This window comes from Nocardia sp. NPDC058633, from assembly GCF_042717045.1.
GTDB lineage: Bacteria > Actinomycetota > Actinomycetes > Mycobacteriales > Mycobacteriaceae > Nocardia.
Map to the genome: position 1 here is coordinate 41,272 of NZ_JBHXRA010000016.1, position 16,903 is coordinate 58,174.

At 69.0% G+C, this 16,903-nt stretch carries 14 protein-coding genes and 1 tRNA gene; 8 read left to right on the plus strand and 7 right to left on the minus strand.

The window, feature by feature from the left end:
• The first annotated feature begins 16 nt into the window (after nt 1-16).
• From ACFWUR_RS21505 to ACFWUR_RS21515, 3 genes are all read left to right on the plus strand, one after another.
• A complete protein-coding gene (locus tag ACFWUR_RS21505; RefSeq protein WP_378909082.1) occupies nt 17-1,855 on the plus strand; it encodes a serine/threonine-protein kinase in 1,839 nt (612 codons plus the stop codon).
• On the plus strand, nt 1,852-3,753 hold the full coding sequence (locus tag ACFWUR_RS21510) for a protein kinase (protein ID WP_378909083.1): 1,902 nt from the start codon (nt 1,852-1,854) through the stop codon (nt 3,751-3,753). Before ACFWUR_RS21505 ends, ACFWUR_RS21510 begins: the two co-directional genes overlap by 4 nt.
• A gap of 64 nt (nt 3,754-3,817) precedes the next feature.
• Nucleotides 3,818-4,867, plus strand: a complete 1,050-nt coding sequence (locus tag ACFWUR_RS21515) for a Gfo/Idh/MocA family oxidoreductase (protein WP_378909085.1) — start codon at nt 3,818-3,820, stop codon at nt 4,865-4,867.
• 16 nt (nt 4,868-4,883) lie between these two features.
• Here ACFWUR_RS21515 and ACFWUR_RS21520 read toward each other — a convergent pair whose 3' ends face one another.
• Together ACFWUR_RS21520 and ACFWUR_RS21525 are read right to left on the minus strand one after the other, a co-directional pair.
• Nucleotides 4,884-6,260, minus strand: a complete 1,377-nt coding sequence (locus ACFWUR_RS21520; RefSeq protein WP_378909086.1) for an FAD-binding oxidoreductase — start codon at nt 6,258-6,260, stop codon at nt 4,884-4,886.
• Nucleotides 6,261-6,287: 27 nt separating this feature from the next.
• Nucleotides 6,288-6,650 (minus strand): cupin domain-containing protein, encoded by a 363-nt coding sequence (locus ACFWUR_RS21525; protein ID WP_378909087.1) that lies wholly within the window; start codon nt 6,648-6,650, stop codon nt 6,288-6,290.
• A gap of 150 nt (nt 6,651-6,800) precedes the next feature.
• On the opposite strand from ACFWUR_RS21525, the gene ACFWUR_RS21530 reads away from it, so the two are divergent.
• Complete coding sequence (locus ACFWUR_RS21530) at nt 6,801-9,680, plus strand: ATP-binding protein (protein ID WP_378909089.1); 2,880 nt, start codon at nt 6,801-6,803, stop codon at nt 9,678-9,680.
• On the opposite strand, the gene ACFWUR_RS21535 is transcribed toward ACFWUR_RS21530, so the two are convergent.
• The 3 genes from ACFWUR_RS21535 to ACFWUR_RS21545 all read right to left on the minus strand — a co-directional run bounded on the left by ACFWUR_RS21535 (nt 9,681) and on the right by ACFWUR_RS21545 (nt 12,584).
• The gene (locus ACFWUR_RS21535) at nt 9,681-9,950 is read right to left on the minus strand and encodes a DUF4242 domain-containing protein (protein ID WP_378909090.1); all 270 of its coding nucleotides are present in this window, start codon (nt 9,948-9,950) and stop codon (nt 9,681-9,683) included.
• 103 nt (nt 9,951-10,053) lie between these two features.
• The gene (locus tag ACFWUR_RS21540; RefSeq protein ID WP_378909091.1) at nt 10,054-11,589 is read right to left on the minus strand and encodes a Rieske 2Fe-2S domain-containing protein; all 1,536 of its coding nucleotides are present in this window, start codon (nt 11,587-11,589) and stop codon (nt 10,054-10,056) included.
• A 101-nt stretch (nt 11,590-11,690) separates the two neighbouring features.
• Nucleotides 11,691-12,584: a hypothetical protein gene (locus ACFWUR_RS21545; protein ID WP_378909093.1), complete on the minus strand. Its 894-nt coding sequence runs from the start codon at nt 12,582-12,584 to the stop codon at nt 11,691-11,693.
• A 200-nt stretch (nt 12,585-12,784) separates the two neighbouring features.
• Here ACFWUR_RS21545 and ACFWUR_RS21550 point away from each other — a divergent pair, with 200 nt between their 5' ends.
• Nucleotides 12,785-13,546, plus strand: a complete 762-nt coding sequence (locus ACFWUR_RS21550) for a lysophospholipid acyltransferase family protein (protein ID WP_378909095.1) — start codon at nt 12,785-12,787, stop codon at nt 13,544-13,546.
• Between the two features lie 26 nt (nt 13,547-13,572).
• Here the strand turns inward: ACFWUR_RS21550 and ACFWUR_RS21555 are convergent, their stop codons facing one another.
• Nucleotides 13,573-14,370 carry a helix-turn-helix domain-containing protein gene (locus tag ACFWUR_RS21555; RefSeq protein WP_378909096.1) on the minus strand — a complete coding sequence of 266 codons (798 nt, stop codon included), beginning with the start codon at nt 14,368-14,370 and terminating at the stop codon, nt 13,573-13,575.
• Between the two features lie 86 nt (nt 14,371-14,456).
• On the opposite strand from ACFWUR_RS21555, the gene ACFWUR_RS21560 reads away from it, so the two are divergent.
• Nucleotides 14,457-15,305, plus strand: a complete 849-nt coding sequence (locus ACFWUR_RS21560; protein WP_378909097.1) for an NAD(P)H-binding protein — start codon at nt 14,457-14,459, stop codon at nt 15,303-15,305.
• Nucleotides 15,306-15,368: 63 nt separating this feature from the next.
• On the opposite strand, the gene ACFWUR_RS21565 is transcribed toward ACFWUR_RS21560, so the two are convergent.
• Entirely contained in the window at nt 15,369-15,791 is a 423-nt protein-coding gene (locus ACFWUR_RS21565) for a hypothetical protein (RefSeq protein WP_378909098.1), read from the minus strand.
• A gap of 227 nt (nt 15,792-16,018) precedes the next feature.
• On the opposite strand from ACFWUR_RS21565, the gene ACFWUR_RS21570 reads away from it, so the two are divergent.
• Both ACFWUR_RS21570 and ACFWUR_RS21575 read left to right on the plus strand, forming a co-directional pair.
• Nucleotides 16,019-16,090 (plus strand) — tRNA-Gly (locus ACFWUR_RS21570).
• Between the two features lie 147 nt (nt 16,091-16,237).
• Complete coding sequence (locus tag ACFWUR_RS21575; protein ID WP_378909099.1) at nt 16,238-16,852, plus strand: hypothetical protein; 615 nt, start codon at nt 16,238-16,240, stop codon at nt 16,850-16,852.
• The last annotated feature ends 51 nt before the right edge of the window (nt 16,853-16,903 follow it).

Below are 16,903 nucleotides of genomic sequence, written 5' to 3' on the forward strand. Positions count from 1 at the left end.
GCAGGATACTGAAACAGTGGGCCGCTATCGCATGCTCGCGACGATCGGTCGCGGCGGCATGGGCCAGGTGCTGCTCGGCCAGGGTCCCGACGGCCGACTGGTCGCGGTGAAGCAGATTCACCCGCAGTTCACCGGCAGCCCCGAGTTCCGTGCGCGTTTCCGCCGGGAGGTGCTGGCCTCTCAGCAGGTCACCGGCGCGTACACCGCGGGCGTCGTCGACCACGACGCGGATGCCGAGGTTCCTTGGCTGGCTTCGGAATACATCGCGGGCCCGTCGCTGCAGGAGGCGGTCGGCGAGTTCGGGAAACTGAACTCGAGCGGGCTCAGGTTGCTCGCCACCGGGCTGGCGATGGCGCTGCTCGAGATTCATCGCACCGGACTGATCCATCGCGATCTCAAGCCGAGCAATGTGCTGCTCACCAATGACGGTCCCCGGGTGATCGACTTCGGTATCGCCAGGGCGCTCGAGGACGACGTCGCGCTCACCACGACCGGCGCGATTCTCGGCTCACCGGCGTACATGTCGCCCGAGCAGGCCGAATGCCGCCCGCTCACCCCGGCTTCCGATGTGTTCGCGGTGGGCGCGATCCTGGCGATGGCCGCGTCCGGCGCGAGCCCGTTCGAGGCGGCATCGACACCGCAGGTGCTCTACAACGTGCTGTACCGGACGCCCGATACCAGTGCGCTTCCCGAGCGACTGCGCCCGCTGGTCGACGCGTGCCTGGCCAAGGACCCGGCGCAGCGCCCCACCCCGGAACAGCTGCTCGACGTGGCGAGCGGGCTCGACGCCACACCGGTCTGGCCGGTCCGCATCCGCAGACGCATCGCCGACCATCAGGCCGAGGCGGGGCGGTGGGCGGCCGGCATCGAGGCGGTGGACGAGCCGCCACCGAGCAGACCCGCGTTCGGCCGCCCTCCGCGCCGCGCCGTCCTCGTCGTCGGTGCCGCCGCGGTCTCGGCGCTCGTGCTCGCCGGTATCGCGTTCCTGGGAATCGGGATGGACGGGCACGCGCGGGCGATGGCGGATCCGCCGCTGGCGCTGACCGCCGACGAGGCCCGCCGCCTCGACATCTGCGAGCTGTTGAAGCCCGATGTCCTGCGCGATTTCGGTAAGCACACCGCCGAGCTCACGAGAAACGGCGCCGACGGGTGCAGCACGATCTACGGCTGGGACGAGGACCAGACGTTCTTCACTTTCAATGTCGCTGTCCCACAAGAGGAGATCATCAGGGACAAGACGCCGTTCGGCAGCACGATCGCCTGGATGCCGGTCCTCGGGCAGCGCAAGGAGGCGGGCGCCTGCGACCGTACCGTGTTGACCCAGAGCGGCCTACCGCTGGCCATTACGATGCAGGCCCAGGTGAAGCCGTCGAAACGTGACGGTTGTCCCACCGCGGAACGTGCGCTCGCCGCGATAGTGCATCGGCTGTCGGTGAATCCACCGCTGGTCGACTACGAATCCGATTCGGTCCTGCTCCTCGATCCCTGTGTCGTGCTGGATCGCGCGGCAGTGCTGCCGATCATCGGTGACCCGGCGTGGCCGCGGGTGGACGGCCCGCACGGGTGTATGGCACTGGGTCCCGACGGGGCGGTCGGACTCGCCTTCGACGACCGGATGCGGCCGGACAACGGCAGCGAGAACAAGGACAAAGAGATGACCGTCGCGGGTCGGACCGCCTATATCGACCTGCGGTCCCCCCACCACTGCGTGCTCATCGCCATGCACCGGCCGACCCGCGACGACCGGGCGGAGATCATCAAGATGGCCTATTACCCGAACGCCCCCGCACCCGACGCCTGCGACACCGCGGCCGCGCTGTTCGCCCCCATTCTCGCGAAGTTGCCCACCTCATGACGATCCAATCGCTCGGCCCCGATGATCCAGAACGCATCGGCCGCTACCGCCTGCTCGGCGCGCTGGAGCCGACGGTCGGCTTCCGGCCGATGCTCGCCGTCGCCCCGGACGACTCCCTGGTCGTCGTGCACCAGGTGCAGCCGGAACTGCTCGCCGAACCGGATCTCCGAATCCGGCTGCGGCACAGCGCCATCGCGGGGATGCGCGTAGCCGGCGCGTCGAACACCACCGTGCTCGATGTCGATGCCGATGCGGAAAAGCCTTGGCTGGCGTCGGCATTCGTGCCCGGAACGCGGCTCGACCGTGCGGTCGCGACGCACGGCCCACTGTCGGTGCCCGCGGTGCGCGCGCTCGCCGCCGCGCTGGCGACAGCACTGCGAACCGTGCACGGCGCTGGTCTGGTGCACCAGCGAGTGCGCGCCGACACCGTCCTGTTGACCAGGGACAGCGGCCGCCTCGGTGAGATCGGCATCACCCCGGCCGCGAGCCCGCCACGATCCGGGACGGCGACGGTCCTCGGCACACCCGAGTTCCTCTCCCCGGAACAGACACTCGGCCTCGAACTCACCCCGGCCGCCGACGTCTTCGCCCTAGGCTCGGTGCTCGCGTTCGCCGCGGGCGGCCTCGCCCCGTTCACCGCGCCGTCGGTGCCCTACATCCTGTTCAACATCGCCCAGCGTGAACCCGACCTGAGCCACGTACCCGAGCCGCTGCGCGAGATGATCGCCGCGTGCCTGCGTAAGGAGCCGGGCGCACGCCCGACTCCGGCGCAGATCCTGGACTATCTCGGTGGGCCGTCGAGCGCACCGGCGCCGTGGCCCCCGGCCGTCGTCGCCGACATCGACAGCATCGAGCAGCAGGTGTCGTCGCTGCTTGCCGCGTTGCCACCGGCAATCGCGCCGGAGCCCGCACCCACGCGTGCGCTTCCCGAAATCATCACCGCTGCGGTGGCGACGGTCCGCGCGGAGGCAGTGCGCCGGTGGCGAGAAACCGAGCCACGGGCTCGGCGTGCGCTCGCGGCAGGCCTGGCAGCGCTGCTGCTCATCGTGGCCACGAGCGTCGTTGTGCTCGGCCGTGATTCGGGCGAGGCCGCGCCCGTGACGGGCCTGACTCTCGCCGAACTGCGCCAGATCGACGCCTGCGCCTGGCTCGACACGGCTATGGGTGATTCGGTCCCGGTCCCGCCGACCCCGCTGCCCAAGGACGCCTGGAAGCTGACGCCGACCTCGAGTTGGGGTTGTCGGGCCGTATCGGGCAAGAACAATCTCGAGCTGAACCTCGGCAAGGAAATGGAGTACCTGACGGCGCACCGGAGTTTCGTCGACGATGTCCCGATCATCCACGGCACCCCGCACGGCTGTGCCCGCGTGATCGCGAGCCCGGGTAGGGAGCGCCATGCCGGACTGGTCGTCGATTTCAGCCAGCACACCGAGGAGAAGGATTGCGGCGCAGCCGATTACCTGATCGGCGCGATCGCGCGGTCACTGACCAGTGCGCCGCGAGCTCCCGGCCGTGACAAGTCGCTGGTCACGCAGGACCCGTGCGAGCTGCTCGACCGTGCGGAGTTGGATCGCAAGATCGGCCCACTGCCGAAGGAACCGACCGTCGCCGACGCGCACACCTGCGAGTGGACCGGCCGGGTCGACCTCACCGTCGACCTGCTCCGCACGAGCACTTTCACCACCGGCGACAAGGTGACCACCGTCGACGGCCTCCCGATATTCGTCGACCAAGGAAGATCTTCTGCGATCTGCACCCGGGCCGCCCGCGCGCCGGGTTCCGACGAGGAGACGATCGAAGTCGAGATCGCGGGCATCGGCGCCGACCGACGCGACGAATACTGCGCCGTCGCCGTCGCGGTGCTGCGCGAGGTGGTGGGGCGCCTGCCCGCGCGCTGAGATTCCGTCAGGAGGGTCGCCGGGGCATACTCGATTCCCGACAGACCACCACGAAGGGGCAGCGATGGACCAGCTCGGAGTTGCGGTAGTCGGCTACGGCCTGGCCGGGTCGGTGTTCCACGCACCGCTCATCGCCGCCGATCCGCGCATGCGGGTAGCTGCCGTGGTGACCTCATCGCAAGAGCGGGCCGAGCAGGCGCGGGCCGAGCATCCGGGGGTGCGGGTGTGGGGGTCGGCACAGGAGATGTTCGTCGAGGACGAGGACGTCGATCTCGCGGTGATCGCCACGCCCAACCGCTCGCACGCGCCGCTGGCGTTGCAGGCGCTGGCCGCCGGGTTGCCGGTGGTGGTGGACAAGCCGTTCGCGGTGACGGCGGCCGACGCCGAGGAAGTGGTCGACGCCGCCGTGCGGGCCGACCTGCCGCTGAGTGTTTTCCAGAATCGTCGCTGGGACAACGACTTCCTGACCGTGCGTGCGCTGATGGAGGCCGGTGAGCTGGGTGAGGTGCGCCGGTTCGAGTCCAGGTTCGAGCGGTGGCGGCCGGTGCCCAAGGGCGGTTGGCGCGAAGTCGGTGATGCCGAGGACGGCGCGGGCATCCTGTTCGATCTCGGCAGTCATCTCGTTGATCAGGCAGTGACGCTGTTCGGTCCGGTCACCGAGGTGTACGCCGAACTCGACCGCCGCCGCCCGGATGTCAAAGCCGATGACGACGCCTTCATCGCCCTCACCCACGCCAACGGCACCCGCTCCCAACTGTGGATGAGCGCCGTTGCGCCGCAGCTGGGTCCGCGGATGCGCGTGCTCGGCTCCGCCAGCGGCTACACCGTCTCCGGCCTCGACCCCCAGGAAGACGATCTGCGCGCAGGCCGCCGCCCGGATGACGGAAAACCTTGGGGCACAGTCGTACCCGAGAAGTGGGGCACTTTCGGCGCGGGCGAGGACCTACGCACCATTCCCACCCTCCCCGGTGACTACCCCGCCTTCTACGCGGGTATGGCCGCCGCCCTGCTCGACGGAGCTCCGGTCCCCGTCGACCCTCGTGACGCCGTGGAAACCCTGCGCATCCTCGAATACGCCCGCCACGTAGCGGAACCCGCCGATCTCACTTCCTGACAACTCGCACCGGCGACTATCGCGCCGGTGCGATGTTCTGGTTCAGGTGGAACAGGTTGGTCGGATCGTAGGTCTTCTTGACGGTGGTCAAACGGTCGAAGTTGGGGCCGTAGTTGGCGCGGATGCGGCCCTGGTCGTCGGAGGCCATGAAGTTGATGTAGCCACCGTCGGCGGTGTGGGGCTCGAGCGCGCCGTGGTAGTCGCGCACCCAGGCGATGTTGGCCTCGTTGTCCGCCGGATCCGGCCACATACCGGCGATCACGGGGGCGAAATTCGCGTCGCGGTAGGCGAACGCGGTGTCACCCACCGCGACGTCGTGCACGGCGCCGTCGATCGGGTAGAGGTGCATCGTGGACTGCACAGCGGGCACGCGCGGGCCGAACTCGAGGTGGGCGGCGAGGGCGCCGTCGGTGAGCTCGGGTTGGAACGCCGCTTTCCAGTAGTGCTGGAGGCCGGGGGGAAGCAGTCCGTCGAAGGCGCCGTTGAGGGCCGGGTAGGGCATCCGGCCGACGTGTTCGGCCACCGGTGTCGCGACCGCCCGCAAGTCCGCGAGCAGCGCCTCGGCCTGCTCGTCGGCGCCGTTGAAGCACGACACCACCAGCACGAACGGCTCACCGACGCGGTCCTCGGGGATGAACGGCAGCGGCGGGGCGATCTGGAAGCCGGGGAAGGCCCCCATCGCACGCGGTGCCGCGGCGATCCAGTCGCGGTAGGTCCGCAACAGCTCTTCGGCGGCGTCGAGCTCGAAGAACATGGGTCCGCCGTAGATCGTGTCGACCGGGTGCAGATCGAATTCCATCTCGGTGACCACACCGAAGTTGCCGCCACCGCCGCGTAGTGCCCAGAACAGGTCGGGGTGCTCGGTCGCGTTCGTGGTCACGAAGGTGCCGTCGGCCAGCACCACATCGGCGGCCCGGAGGTTGTCGATGGACAGACCGTACGCGCGGGCGAGGTAGCCGATGCCGCCACCGAGGGTCAGTCCTGCCACGCCGGTGGTCGAGATGATGCCGCCGGTGGTGGCGAGCCCGAAGGAATGCGCGGCATGGTCGAAATCGCCCCAGTCGCAGCCGCCCTGCACGCGGGCCGTTCGCCGCTCGGGGTCGATGCGGATGCCCTTCATCGCGCTCAGGTCCAAGACGATGCCGTCGTCGACGGTGCCGAACCCCGGCACGCTGTGGGCGCCCGCGCGGATGGCGAGGTCGAGTCCGCTCTCGCGGGCGGCATCGACGGTGATGCGCACATCGGTGACGTCGACCGCGCCGACGATGGCGAGGGGTCGGCGGTCGATCATCGCGTTGTACACCGAGCGAGCCTCGTCGTAGTCAGGCGACTGCGAGGTGATCACCTCGCCGCGGACCGCTTCGAGCATGGTCAGTACGGGTGTGCCGTTCATTGTCGCTCCCTGGACGGGTCGGATCGGTCAGCCGAACAAGCGCAGCGCGTGATCGTGGAATTGGCGCATCGGCGCCACAGGACCGACTTCGAGGAAAACGGCGCCATCGGCCGAGGTCGCGGTGTGTCCGGCGGGCCAGTAGTAGACCTCGCCCGCGTTCGCGGTCTCCACCGTGCCGTCGGCGTGCTCGAGGCGCAGCGACCCCTCCAGCACGATCCCCCAGTGCGGAGAGGGACAACGGTCGTCGGGCAGGCCTCGCAGCACAGGGCCGAAGTCGGTCCCGGCCGGTACCCGGGCGTGCCGGACAGCCATGTCACCCAACTCGATGTACCGGGTTTGCATGTCGCCCTGGGCGACCTCGATGGGCAGATCCTCGATCGGAGTGGCCATGGTGTGCTCCTTCGCGGCGGGCGCTGTGGTTCTTCCGACGCTACGAAGAACCGGTTCCGCGCACCTGACCTGATCTGACCGAATCCGCGCGATCGCGAGGGGGTCAGATCGGACTATTCGCCGGTCATAGAATCCGGCTATGGTCGATGAGTGACGGAATCGGCTTCGCCGAGCAGCGGCACCGACTTCGTCGGTCGGCGTGCGGAAGTCGAGCGGCTCGAAGCCGTCTGGGCGGCCGTCGAGAGCGATCGGCGGCAGGTCGTCTTCGTGGGTGGGGAACCCGGCGTCGGTAAGACCAGGCTGGTCGCCGAGGCCGCCGCCGCGCTGCGCCCCCACGCCACGGTGCTGTGGGGTGCGTGCCGCGAAGATCTCGACATCGCCTACCGGCCCTTCGTGGCCGTTCTCGAACAAGCACTCGAGCAGTTGCCGCCGGAGGTCCTGCGCGATATCGCGCCCACGGCGGCGGCTCCGCTGCGGCGCCTGACCGCGAGCGTGTCGCGGTACTGGCCGAGCGCGGAGCCCGTTCCCGGCGGGCCGGACTCGCGGCCCGCCCTGTTCGACGCCCTGTTGCGGGTGTTGCTGGCGACCGCCGAGCGACGCCCGCTGGTGCTGGTCCTCGAGGATCTGCACTGGGCCCAGGAACCGACCCTGGCGATGCTCACCCATCTGGTCGAGTCGACGGCAGGGGAGCGACTACTGGTGCTGGCGACCCGCCGGACCACCGCCCCCGACCTCACCGACGCGGTCAGCTTCGCCCTCGCCGATCTGCACCGCCTCGACGGCGTCGCCCGGATGGACCTGGTCGGGCTGAGTACCGAGGATGTGGCCGAATACCTCGTCCGGGCGGCCGGGGTGTCGCCCGGCTCGGCGAGATCGGCCGCGCCGGTGCTGCGCGATCACACCGGCGGCAATCCGTTCTTCCTCCAGGAATATTGGCACGACCTGGCCAATCGAGGCGGCCTCGCCGCGGTTCGATCCGGCGTCGCCGCGCCGCGCTCGGTCCAGGACGCGCTCGCCCGCAGGCTCGCGGCGTTCGATGTCGACCACACGCGAGTGATCGAACTGGCCGCGGTGGCGGGCGACGCCGTAGATCCGGCGCTGCTGGCCGACGCGCTCGACCCGACCGAGGTCCTCGCGGGCATCGATTTCGGCGTGCGAGCCGGACTCCTCGTCGCCGACGCCGCCGAGGGCGAGTACCGCTTCGCGCATGCCCTGGCTCGCCAGGCCGTGCTCGACCGGATGTCGTCGAGCGATCTCGCGGCGGCGCACGCCGGGATCGCGCGGGCGATCGAAGCGCGGGATCCAGCTCTGGTCGTCGCGCTCGCTCATCACTATTTTCGGGCTCGCGCTCGCGGGTACGCGGACAAAGCGGTGCACTATCTCGTGCTCGCCGCCCACCAGGCCGAGCGGGGAATCGCCTACCGTGAGGCGGCGGTGCTGTACGAGCGCGCCGCGCAGGTGCGTGTCGCGCAGGGCCCGACGCGGGTCGAGCTCCTTTCGGCGGCAGCGCGCTGCCACATGCACGGCGGTGACTTCACAACGGCCAGAAGCCTTTACGAGGACCTGTGCGCCGACGAGGACCCCCGTGTCCGATTGACGGCCGCCATCGGCCACGAGGACGCGTCGTGGCGCCCCTCGGCGAATGGTCAGCGTTCGCTGACCCTGCTGCGCGAGGCACTGGCCGCGGCCGGCCTGGATCATGACGATCCGCTGGCGGTGCGCGCCGGCGCGAGCATGGGCCGGGCGGCCTCGTTCACCGGGGATTCCCAGCAGGCTCGACAGGTCGGTGAGGACGCGCTGACGCGCGCCAGGGCTCTCGGCGACGAGGAACTGCTCGCACACGCGTTGCGTACGACGCTGTGGCAAGGCCTGCGCCCCGACCTCGCACCTGAGCTGCTGGCCAGAGCTGTCGAGCTCAACGAGATCGGCGCACGCCTCGGCGACGACGATCACCGCGGTCCCGCCGCCTTCCACCGCGCGGTTTTCGCCTACCTGCTCGGTGACGAGCCCGCCTGGAGCAGCGCCCAGCGTGACCTGACCGAACTGGCGCTCGCCCGCGGGCAACCGTTCTTCCGCTATGTCGCCGGGTGCTCCCGCTGCGCGCACCGGTACGCGGTCGGCGACTTCGCGGGCACCGAGCGCATCATCGACTGGCTCGACGACCAGTTCACCCACGAGTTCGACGGCGCCACCGAAGGTTCTTGGGGCGTACAGCAATTCATGCTGCGGCGGGTCACCGGTGGCCTGGAACAGGTGCGCCCGCTCATCACCGGCACGGAGAGCTTCGACGACCACTGGCTGCCCGGCCTGCTCGCCGTGTACACCGAGCTGGAGATGTGGCCGCCCGCCGCCCGCCTGCTGACCCACCTGTGCGCCGGGCTCGACGATCACCGTTCCGGCGCGCAATGGGCCGCGGTACTGGCTTTCGCGACCGAGGCAGCGGTCGGGCTCGACGACACCGTGGCGGCGGCGACGTTGCGTCCGTTGCTGGCCGAATACGCCGGGGCCAACCTGATGGCGGGCGCGAGCGTCGCGGTGTTCGGCAGTGCGGACCGCTATCTCGCCGAACTCGACTCCGTGCTGGGCGCCCAGACCGCCGACCGGCACTTCGAACTCGCCCTGGCCATGGACCGGCGAATGGGCGCGGTGACCCACCAGGCCGAAACGCTGGCGGCCTGGAGTCGGCACCGACTCCATCGCCCTGGCGACGTGGCAGGCCCTTCCGCCGCCGACCTCGCGACCGAGGCGCGCGCGTTGGCACGGCGGATCGGGCACCGGCGCATCCTGCGAGATCTCGACGCCGACCCGGCGCCACGTACCGACCATGTGCCGTTACCGAACGGACTGACCGATCGCGAGGTCGACGTACTGCGCCTGGTCGCCGACGGCCTGTCCAACCGGGAGATCGGCGAACGGCTGTTCATCAGCGCCAACACCGCCGCCAACCACGTGCGCAGCATCCTGATCAAGACCGCCGCACCCAATCGCACCAGGGCCGCGATCTTCGCCACCGAGCACGGGCTGCTCTAGTCACATCGGCGCGAAGGTGCCGTCCGGCGCGATCGTGCCGGACAGTTCCATGATCGCGTCGGCGGGGATTCCCGCGCGCACCGCCGCGGCGCGGATCGCGTCGACGTTGTCCGCCTCGTAGAGACAGAACGTCTTGCGTTTGTCCGAGGACAGGAAGGAGCTGAGCCAGCGCACCCCGGCCTCGTCGTTGATCCGGTTGATCTCCGCGGCCGTTTCCGGCGCGACCTCGAGCTGTTCGGCGAATTGCCGCTCCACCATGAATACCGGCATCGGCTGTGCCTTTCATCGTGCTCCGGCGGCACCGCGCAGGTCACCGGCCGGAACGGCGAACCCCCGACTCAAGCTTCCTCTGCTGCCGTTCCCGGTTCAAGGTTCAGAGCTTCCGAGAGCGCAGCTCGTGGCCCTTCGATGTCTTGCAGCGGCCCGATTCCAGATCCCACTGCCAACCGTGCAGATTGCAGGTGAGGTTGTTGCCCTCCACCACGCCGAATTTGGACAGGTCGGCCTTGAGGTGGGGGCAGCGGCGCTGCACTTCCCAGCCGTCGAGTTCGGTGACGGCGGAGTCGTCGTGGGCCTCGGAGAACCAGCCGTCGGCGTAGGCGATGCGCTCGTCGGTGAGGCACTTGAAGAAGGTGTAGAGGAACTCGTTGTAGCCGCCGATGCGCCACGCCTGGAAGCGGGTGGACAGGAAGATCGTGTTCACCCAGTCGGGCTCGTTGTCGCGCAGCACCGTGCGCACCAGTTCGGGGGCGATACGGAAGCCGTAGCGGTAGCGGCCTTCACCTTCCAGCGGCGCGCGCACGGTGCGATGCGGGAAGTCCAGGACGATGGTCTCCTCGCCGATCACCAGGCCCACGGGGTAGCCGATGCCGTCGCTGATCAGCGCGCTCTGCTTCATGATCGGTTCGAACAGCTCGCGCAGCGGCTCGAGCAGCGAACCCTCGCCGGTCTCCCACGTCGCCTTCTCCGCGGCCAGGACCGGCGCGAAACGCTGCGCCATCTCCTCGATGTAGGCGGCTTTGTCGCCGTAGATCTTCGCGGGGTCGAACGGGTGCGCGAGGTCGAGTTCCTTACCGCGCACATCGGCGACCGAGCCGGGGATCATCAAGATCCCGCCCGCGTTGCCGTGGATGTTCATCTGATCGAGGAACACCATCTGGTCAGGGAAGATGTTGCCTTCGTCGCCGCGATCGTCGTTGAGATAGCGCAGCTCGGGGTCGAGGAACACCGGCGGCCCGGCCGAGGGCACCACCCAGGTCGCGCCGACCTGCTCGATGTAGGAGCGCGCGCGATCCATTCCGCGCTGACGCTTCTGCTTGCCGAAGTTGGCCTTGGTCCGCGCCGGGATGTCGTACACCGCCGGGTACCAGATCGCGCCCGAGTACTGCAGCAGGTGGATGTCGATGTCGCCGAACGTGTCGTGGATGACGTCCATGTCCACCGGCCGGGCGTCGTTCATGTTGAAGCAGGTGGTCTCACCATCGGAGATGAGAATGCCGGAGTCTCCGATCGGGCCGTCGGCGGGCGCGCGCAACGCCACGATCATGATGTCGACGGACCCCTTCGGCCCGGTGATCGTGTGCTTGACCGAGTCCTCGGTCTCGAAGAACTTGGTGAATCCCAGCGCCTCGAGCTCACGGCGCAGGTCGAGCACCGGGTAGTCGGGCAGCAGGACCGTGGCGTCCTTGTTGACGTACTTCGCCAGGTGCGCGGCATCGAAGTGATCGCGGTGCAGGTGCGAGACGTACAGGTAGTCGACATCGCCGAGGGCTTCCCAGTCGAGCTGGGAGTTGTCCGGGAACGGGAACCACGACGCGAAGTAGGCGGGGTTCACCCAGGGATCGCACAGGATCGTGCCGGCCTCGGTTCGGATATGGAAGCCGGCATGTCCGACGCTGGTGATCTGCACGAGCTGTTTCCTCCTACCAGGATCTGATTCGCCGGATCAATGGCGAGCTACCGCCTCAGGCCCCCTGACTGCTTCGGCGTACCAGCCAACCAGGGTAGTGGCTAAATCGTTACGTCACCGATGCAATAGCCCTCAGCGGTCGCGACAACCGTGAAAGTGCGCGTCCGCGTGCCCCCCGGCGAGGTGGTCACCGGAACGTGAACTGCCAGGTAGTCGCCACGAACCTGCTCGGATCGTAACTCCTCGCCGGTGTAGGAGGTGACATTGCCTACTTTGCCCGAGTCGCCTGTCAAGGGGGCTGCTACGGGGTTGCCGGTGCCCTCCGGATCCCAGGTGGCGGGGGAGGCCTTGCAGGTCAGTGGATGGTCTGCTTCGATGTCGGCCGGGTCGAGGGGTTTGCCGCTGGCGCGGGCCAGGTAGCGGCGGACGGTGTGGCGCGCGTCCGCGTCGTCGTAAGCGGGCTCGACGCCGGCCGCGGACACCCGCCCACAGGCGTAGCCCGAGGCGACGGACTCGCGTTCGACGGTGACCGTTGTGGTTCTGTTACGCCAGGTCACGGTGTCGGCGGTCGCGGTGCCCGGGCCGGCGAGCGCGGCCAGCACCGACTGCGGGTCGGCGTACATCTCGGTGACGGTGGCCGGGGGGATGGTCCAGCATTTCGCCTGGAGTTCAGCGGTGGTGCCGCTTTGTAGGTCGACGGCCCAGCGGCGCACGGCGGTGACCGCGTCGGCATGACCCGCGACCGCGCCGACCGGCGGTGCGTCGGCGGGTAGCGGGCTGGTCGGCGCCGGTTCGCCCGGTGCGACGCCCTGAGCGGCCGTGGTGGCAGGCGCGGCCGCCGTGGTCGACTCGGTGGTGGCCGCCTCGACCGGATCGCCCGGGATGCCGGAGACCGAATCGCACCCGGTGACCAGAGCCGCGGTGACGGTCAGTCCCGCGACCAGCGCGTACGCGCGACGGTGCGGGACGAACGGGGCCAGCTGAGCGCGTTGCACTTCGACGTTCCTCAATTCCTAGGTCGTGGCACCCGCGGTGCTGCGGGCGTTGACTGTCGGGGCGAGCGGACTCGCCGGGTGTAGACCGGTGTGCGCGAAGCGGTTTCGCCTGCGCGAGCGAACGCCGCGATTGTACGGTGATATGCCCGGTCGGCGGCGACCTGCCGGAGACGAGGATCTGCGACTACGCTCACTGAATTGTGGAACCCGTCTACCGGTCGATCATCGGCCTGGCCCGAACCGTCTTCTTCCTCGAAGGTCTGAAGTTCACCGTCAAGGGAGCGGAGAACATCCCCGCGTCCGGCGGTGCCGTGGTGGCGATCAACCACACCGGCTACATGGACTTCACCTACGCAGGTCTGCCCGCGCGCACCCCTGGTCGCTACATCAGGTTCATGGCCAAGCAGGAGGTGTTCGACAACAACATCTCCGGCCCGATCATGCGCGCTCTCAAGCACATCCCGGTCGACCGCACCGCGGGCGCCGACTCCTACAAGTCAGCGGTGAAATACCTGCGCGACGGCGAGCTCGTCGGCGTGTATCCCGAGGCCACGATCAGCCGCAGCTTCGAGATCAAGGAATTCAAGTCCGGCGCGGCCCGCATGGCGCTGGAAGCCGATGTCCCGATCATCCCGATGACCATCTGGGGTGCCCAGCGCGTGTGGACCAAGGGCTTCCCGAAGCGCCTCGGTCGCACCAATACCCCCATCTCCATCGCGGTCGGCGCGCCTATTCAGCCCTACGAACCCATCGCCGACCTCACCGCACAGCTGCGCTCCACCATGCAGGAAATGCTGGCCGACCTGCAGGAATCCTACGAGCACGAGCCCGGTGCCTACTGGGTGCCCAAGCGCCTCGGCGGCAGCGCGCCCTCACTGGAAGAGGCGACCGCCCTCGACGACGCCGAAGCCGCCGAGCGGGTGGCCCGCAAGGCCGCCGAGCGGGCGAACCCGGAGGCCTGACCGCGCCGGGCCACCCACGGCTGCGCTCAGCCCGTCGCCCGGCAGCGGACCGGGTGGGGCAGCTCGCCGTGGAGGTAGGCGCCCGGAGGCACGCCCATGAGGGCGCGGAAGTCGGCCGTGAGATGGGATTGGTCGTAGTAGCCGACCTCGGCCGCGAGGGTCGACCACGGGGTGTCGCCCGCGTGGGCGAGCACCCGCAGCACGCGCGCGATCCGGGCGAAGTGCTTGGGCGACAGCCCGATTCCGGTGACGAACAGCGAGCGCAGGTGACGTTCACTGACCGCGAGCCGGGCCGCGAGGTCGGAAACCGGCTGGGCGGTGTTCGCGGTGAGCACGGAGATCGCCTCGCGCAACACGAGGCGGTGCGCACGCAGGGTTTCGCTCTCGGACGCCTGACGCGGGAGTGCGTCGGCCAGACGGGTGATCGCCTCGTCGGCGGTGAGCCTGGTGAGCGCGGGCGCCACCGCGCTGAGGAGCCCGGGCAGGTCGCCGAGGGGGATCACGCGATCGGTGAGCTCGGCCGCGGCCACGCCGAGCAGCTGACGGGTCGCCCCCGGCGCCACCCGCAGTCGCACGCATCCGCCGGGCTTCTCCGGCTGTGAGTAGGCCGCTTTCGTCTGCGCTCCGATAACGAAAGCCGCTGTCCTGCCGCTTGATTCGGTGCGCAATACCACCGTCGTCGCAGTCCCGGGCGGATGGGCGAAGGGCTGGATGAGGTCGTGTCGCACGGAGGTTGCCGTCAGCTCGGTGAGCCAGGGGCGCAGCGACTCCGGCATCGGCACCGATGTCTCGATCTGCGCGGGGGTCAGGTACCGGGTGCTCACCCGGTCAACAGTAGGCGGGCCACGGCCTGCTCGTCCGTGCCGATTTTTCCTATCGGCACGAGCGGTCGCACGACCATGCTCGAACCATGATCCTGATCACCGGTGCGACAGGCACCATCGGTAGCGCCCTGCTCGCCCATCTCGTCGCCGACGGCGTCTCCGTCCGGGCCACCACCCGCGACCCGGCGAACGCGAGCTTTCCCGCCGGCGTCGAGGCGGTTCACGTCGACTACCGCGACCCGGACACCTTCGCCCCCGCCATGGCCGGGATCGAGGCCGCGTTCCTCAACGGCCTGCCCGGTCCCGACGACACCGGTGTCGACGCCGCGCTGGTCGAGGCCGCGCGCGCCGCCGGCGTGCGACGGGTGGTGAAACTGTCCATCATCGGCGCGGGCGATCCCCGTCTCGGCGAGCCCGGCCGCTGGCACGTGCCCGGTGAGGAAGCGGTGCGCGAGTCGGGCCTGGAGTGGACGATCTTGCGCCCCAACACTTTCGCCTCCAATACCCTCAGCTGGATCGAACCGCTGCGCGCCGGTGCGCCGGTGCCGAACCTCACCGGCGAGGGCAGGCAGGCGGTGGTCGACCCCCGTGACGTCGCCGAGGTCGCTGCCGCCGCCTTGCGCGGCGAAGCGCATCACGGCCGCACCTACACCCTCACCGGCCCCATCCTGCAGACCGGACGTGAGCAGGCCGGCGCACTGGCGGAGGTTATCGGCCGCCCGATCACGGTGACCGATATCGCCGAGGACGACGCGGCCGACTTCATGCGGTCGGCGGGCCTGCCACCTGCCTTCGTCGAGGCCGCCGCCAACGGCCAATCATTCATCCGGCACGGCCACAACGAGCTGCTCACCGCCGACATCGAACATGTCCTCGGCCGCCCGCCCCGCAGCTACGCCACCTGGGCCGCCGACCACCGCGACTCCTTCGCCTGACGTCGCGGTGCGGTCGTCGCGACCGCGCCGAACGGGGTCCGGCGCGCACCGGACCCCGTTCGCTCAGTTCATCGTCAGCAGCCACGCCCCGTTGCAGCCGATGTGCCTGTTCATGTTGGCGTCGTAGACCCAAACGAACTCGATCGGCGGGTTCGTTCGCACATTCCACCGGCCGGACGGCGAGGTCACCACCTTGCCGTTGTGGGTGAGCACGCCGATCTGGTTGTGCCTGAACTGCCATTTCCCACGGCTGGCCGGGTAGTTCAATCGCATCGTCACCCCCTTGCCGGTGTGGTTCTGCACCACCAGGCACGACCCCGGCGCCGCACGGTTGACCGCGTACTCCCCGAACCCTTCGTCCGGCATGTTCTCGTCGCTGTCGCTGAGCTCTACCGGATCGGCGAAGTCGGCATGCGCGTACCCGGCCCCCAGCACGGTCATCGCCGCCACCGCAACACCCGCCGCGATCATCTTCAGAGTCTTCATTGTGTTCCTCCCATGATTCCCGCGGTCCCGACCGCCCTGGGAAAGACTCTGCCCCGCAACCATTTCCGCGAGCTTGTGACCCGCTTAACGAGGCCGGCCACTGTCGGAACTCACCGCCATCCGGGGTCGTCGGTGAGCGCGGATTTCGTAGTTCGACAGTTTCGCGCTAGAGTTCCTTCTCGCACGACGAAGTCAGCGGCGGTCGCCGCAACGGCTTCGGAAGGCACGCGGATGTGGCGCAGTGGTAGCGCATCACCTTGCCAAGGTGAGGGTCGCGAGTTCGAATCTCGTCATCCGCTCGAAGAATGGGTGAGGTCCTTGTGACCTCGCCCATTCGTCGTTTCGGGCCCGACTCGGTGCGGTAACGGTTGCTGAGTTGAGGAAACGATTGCGCGGTTGCCCTCGATCTCACTCGTAAGGGTCGGGATACGCGAGGGGAAATTCTCATGAGATCAGCATTCGTGTCGGCCGTGGTCGTGGTGCTCGCCGGGGGACTCGCCGCCTGCGACGGTGAGTCGTCGCCATCGCGGGTGCCGGTGACCACTCAGCCCGCCGATCAGGGCGGGGGTTCGACCATCGCGCCTGCCTCCAACGAGCCGCCCGCCGCGCCCGGCACCGGTGCGGATCGCTCCGACCTCCCCTCGCGTGACGACGCCACCGTCGACGCCCGCGACTACCAGCAGCACGGTGACAACTTCTACTTCCAATCGCCCAGCGGCAACATCATGTGCGGCTTCGTCGAGGCGGAGTCGCTCGGCGTCGGCTGCCAGCTGGCCGATGCGAAGGTGATTCCGGCCGACCTACCCACCTGTGACAATTCCCCCGCCCGCAAGGTCGCCGCCCATGTGGCCGGCGGCAGATCCGAATTCCTGTGCGTCAACCAGGGCTTCTTCGTCGGCGAACCGGTGGACGGCACCAGCAAGGGCGGGGGCAAGGTGCTGAACTACGGCGACACCGTCATCGTTCGCTCCGCCGCCTGCACCTCCACCGAACAGGGCGTGCGCTGCGACGTGGGCGGTCGCGGCTTCTTCATCGCGGCCGACCAGCAGTACCTGTTCTGACCACCACCACAGCACGAGGCGAGGTCCGTGGATTCGCGGACCTCGCCTACT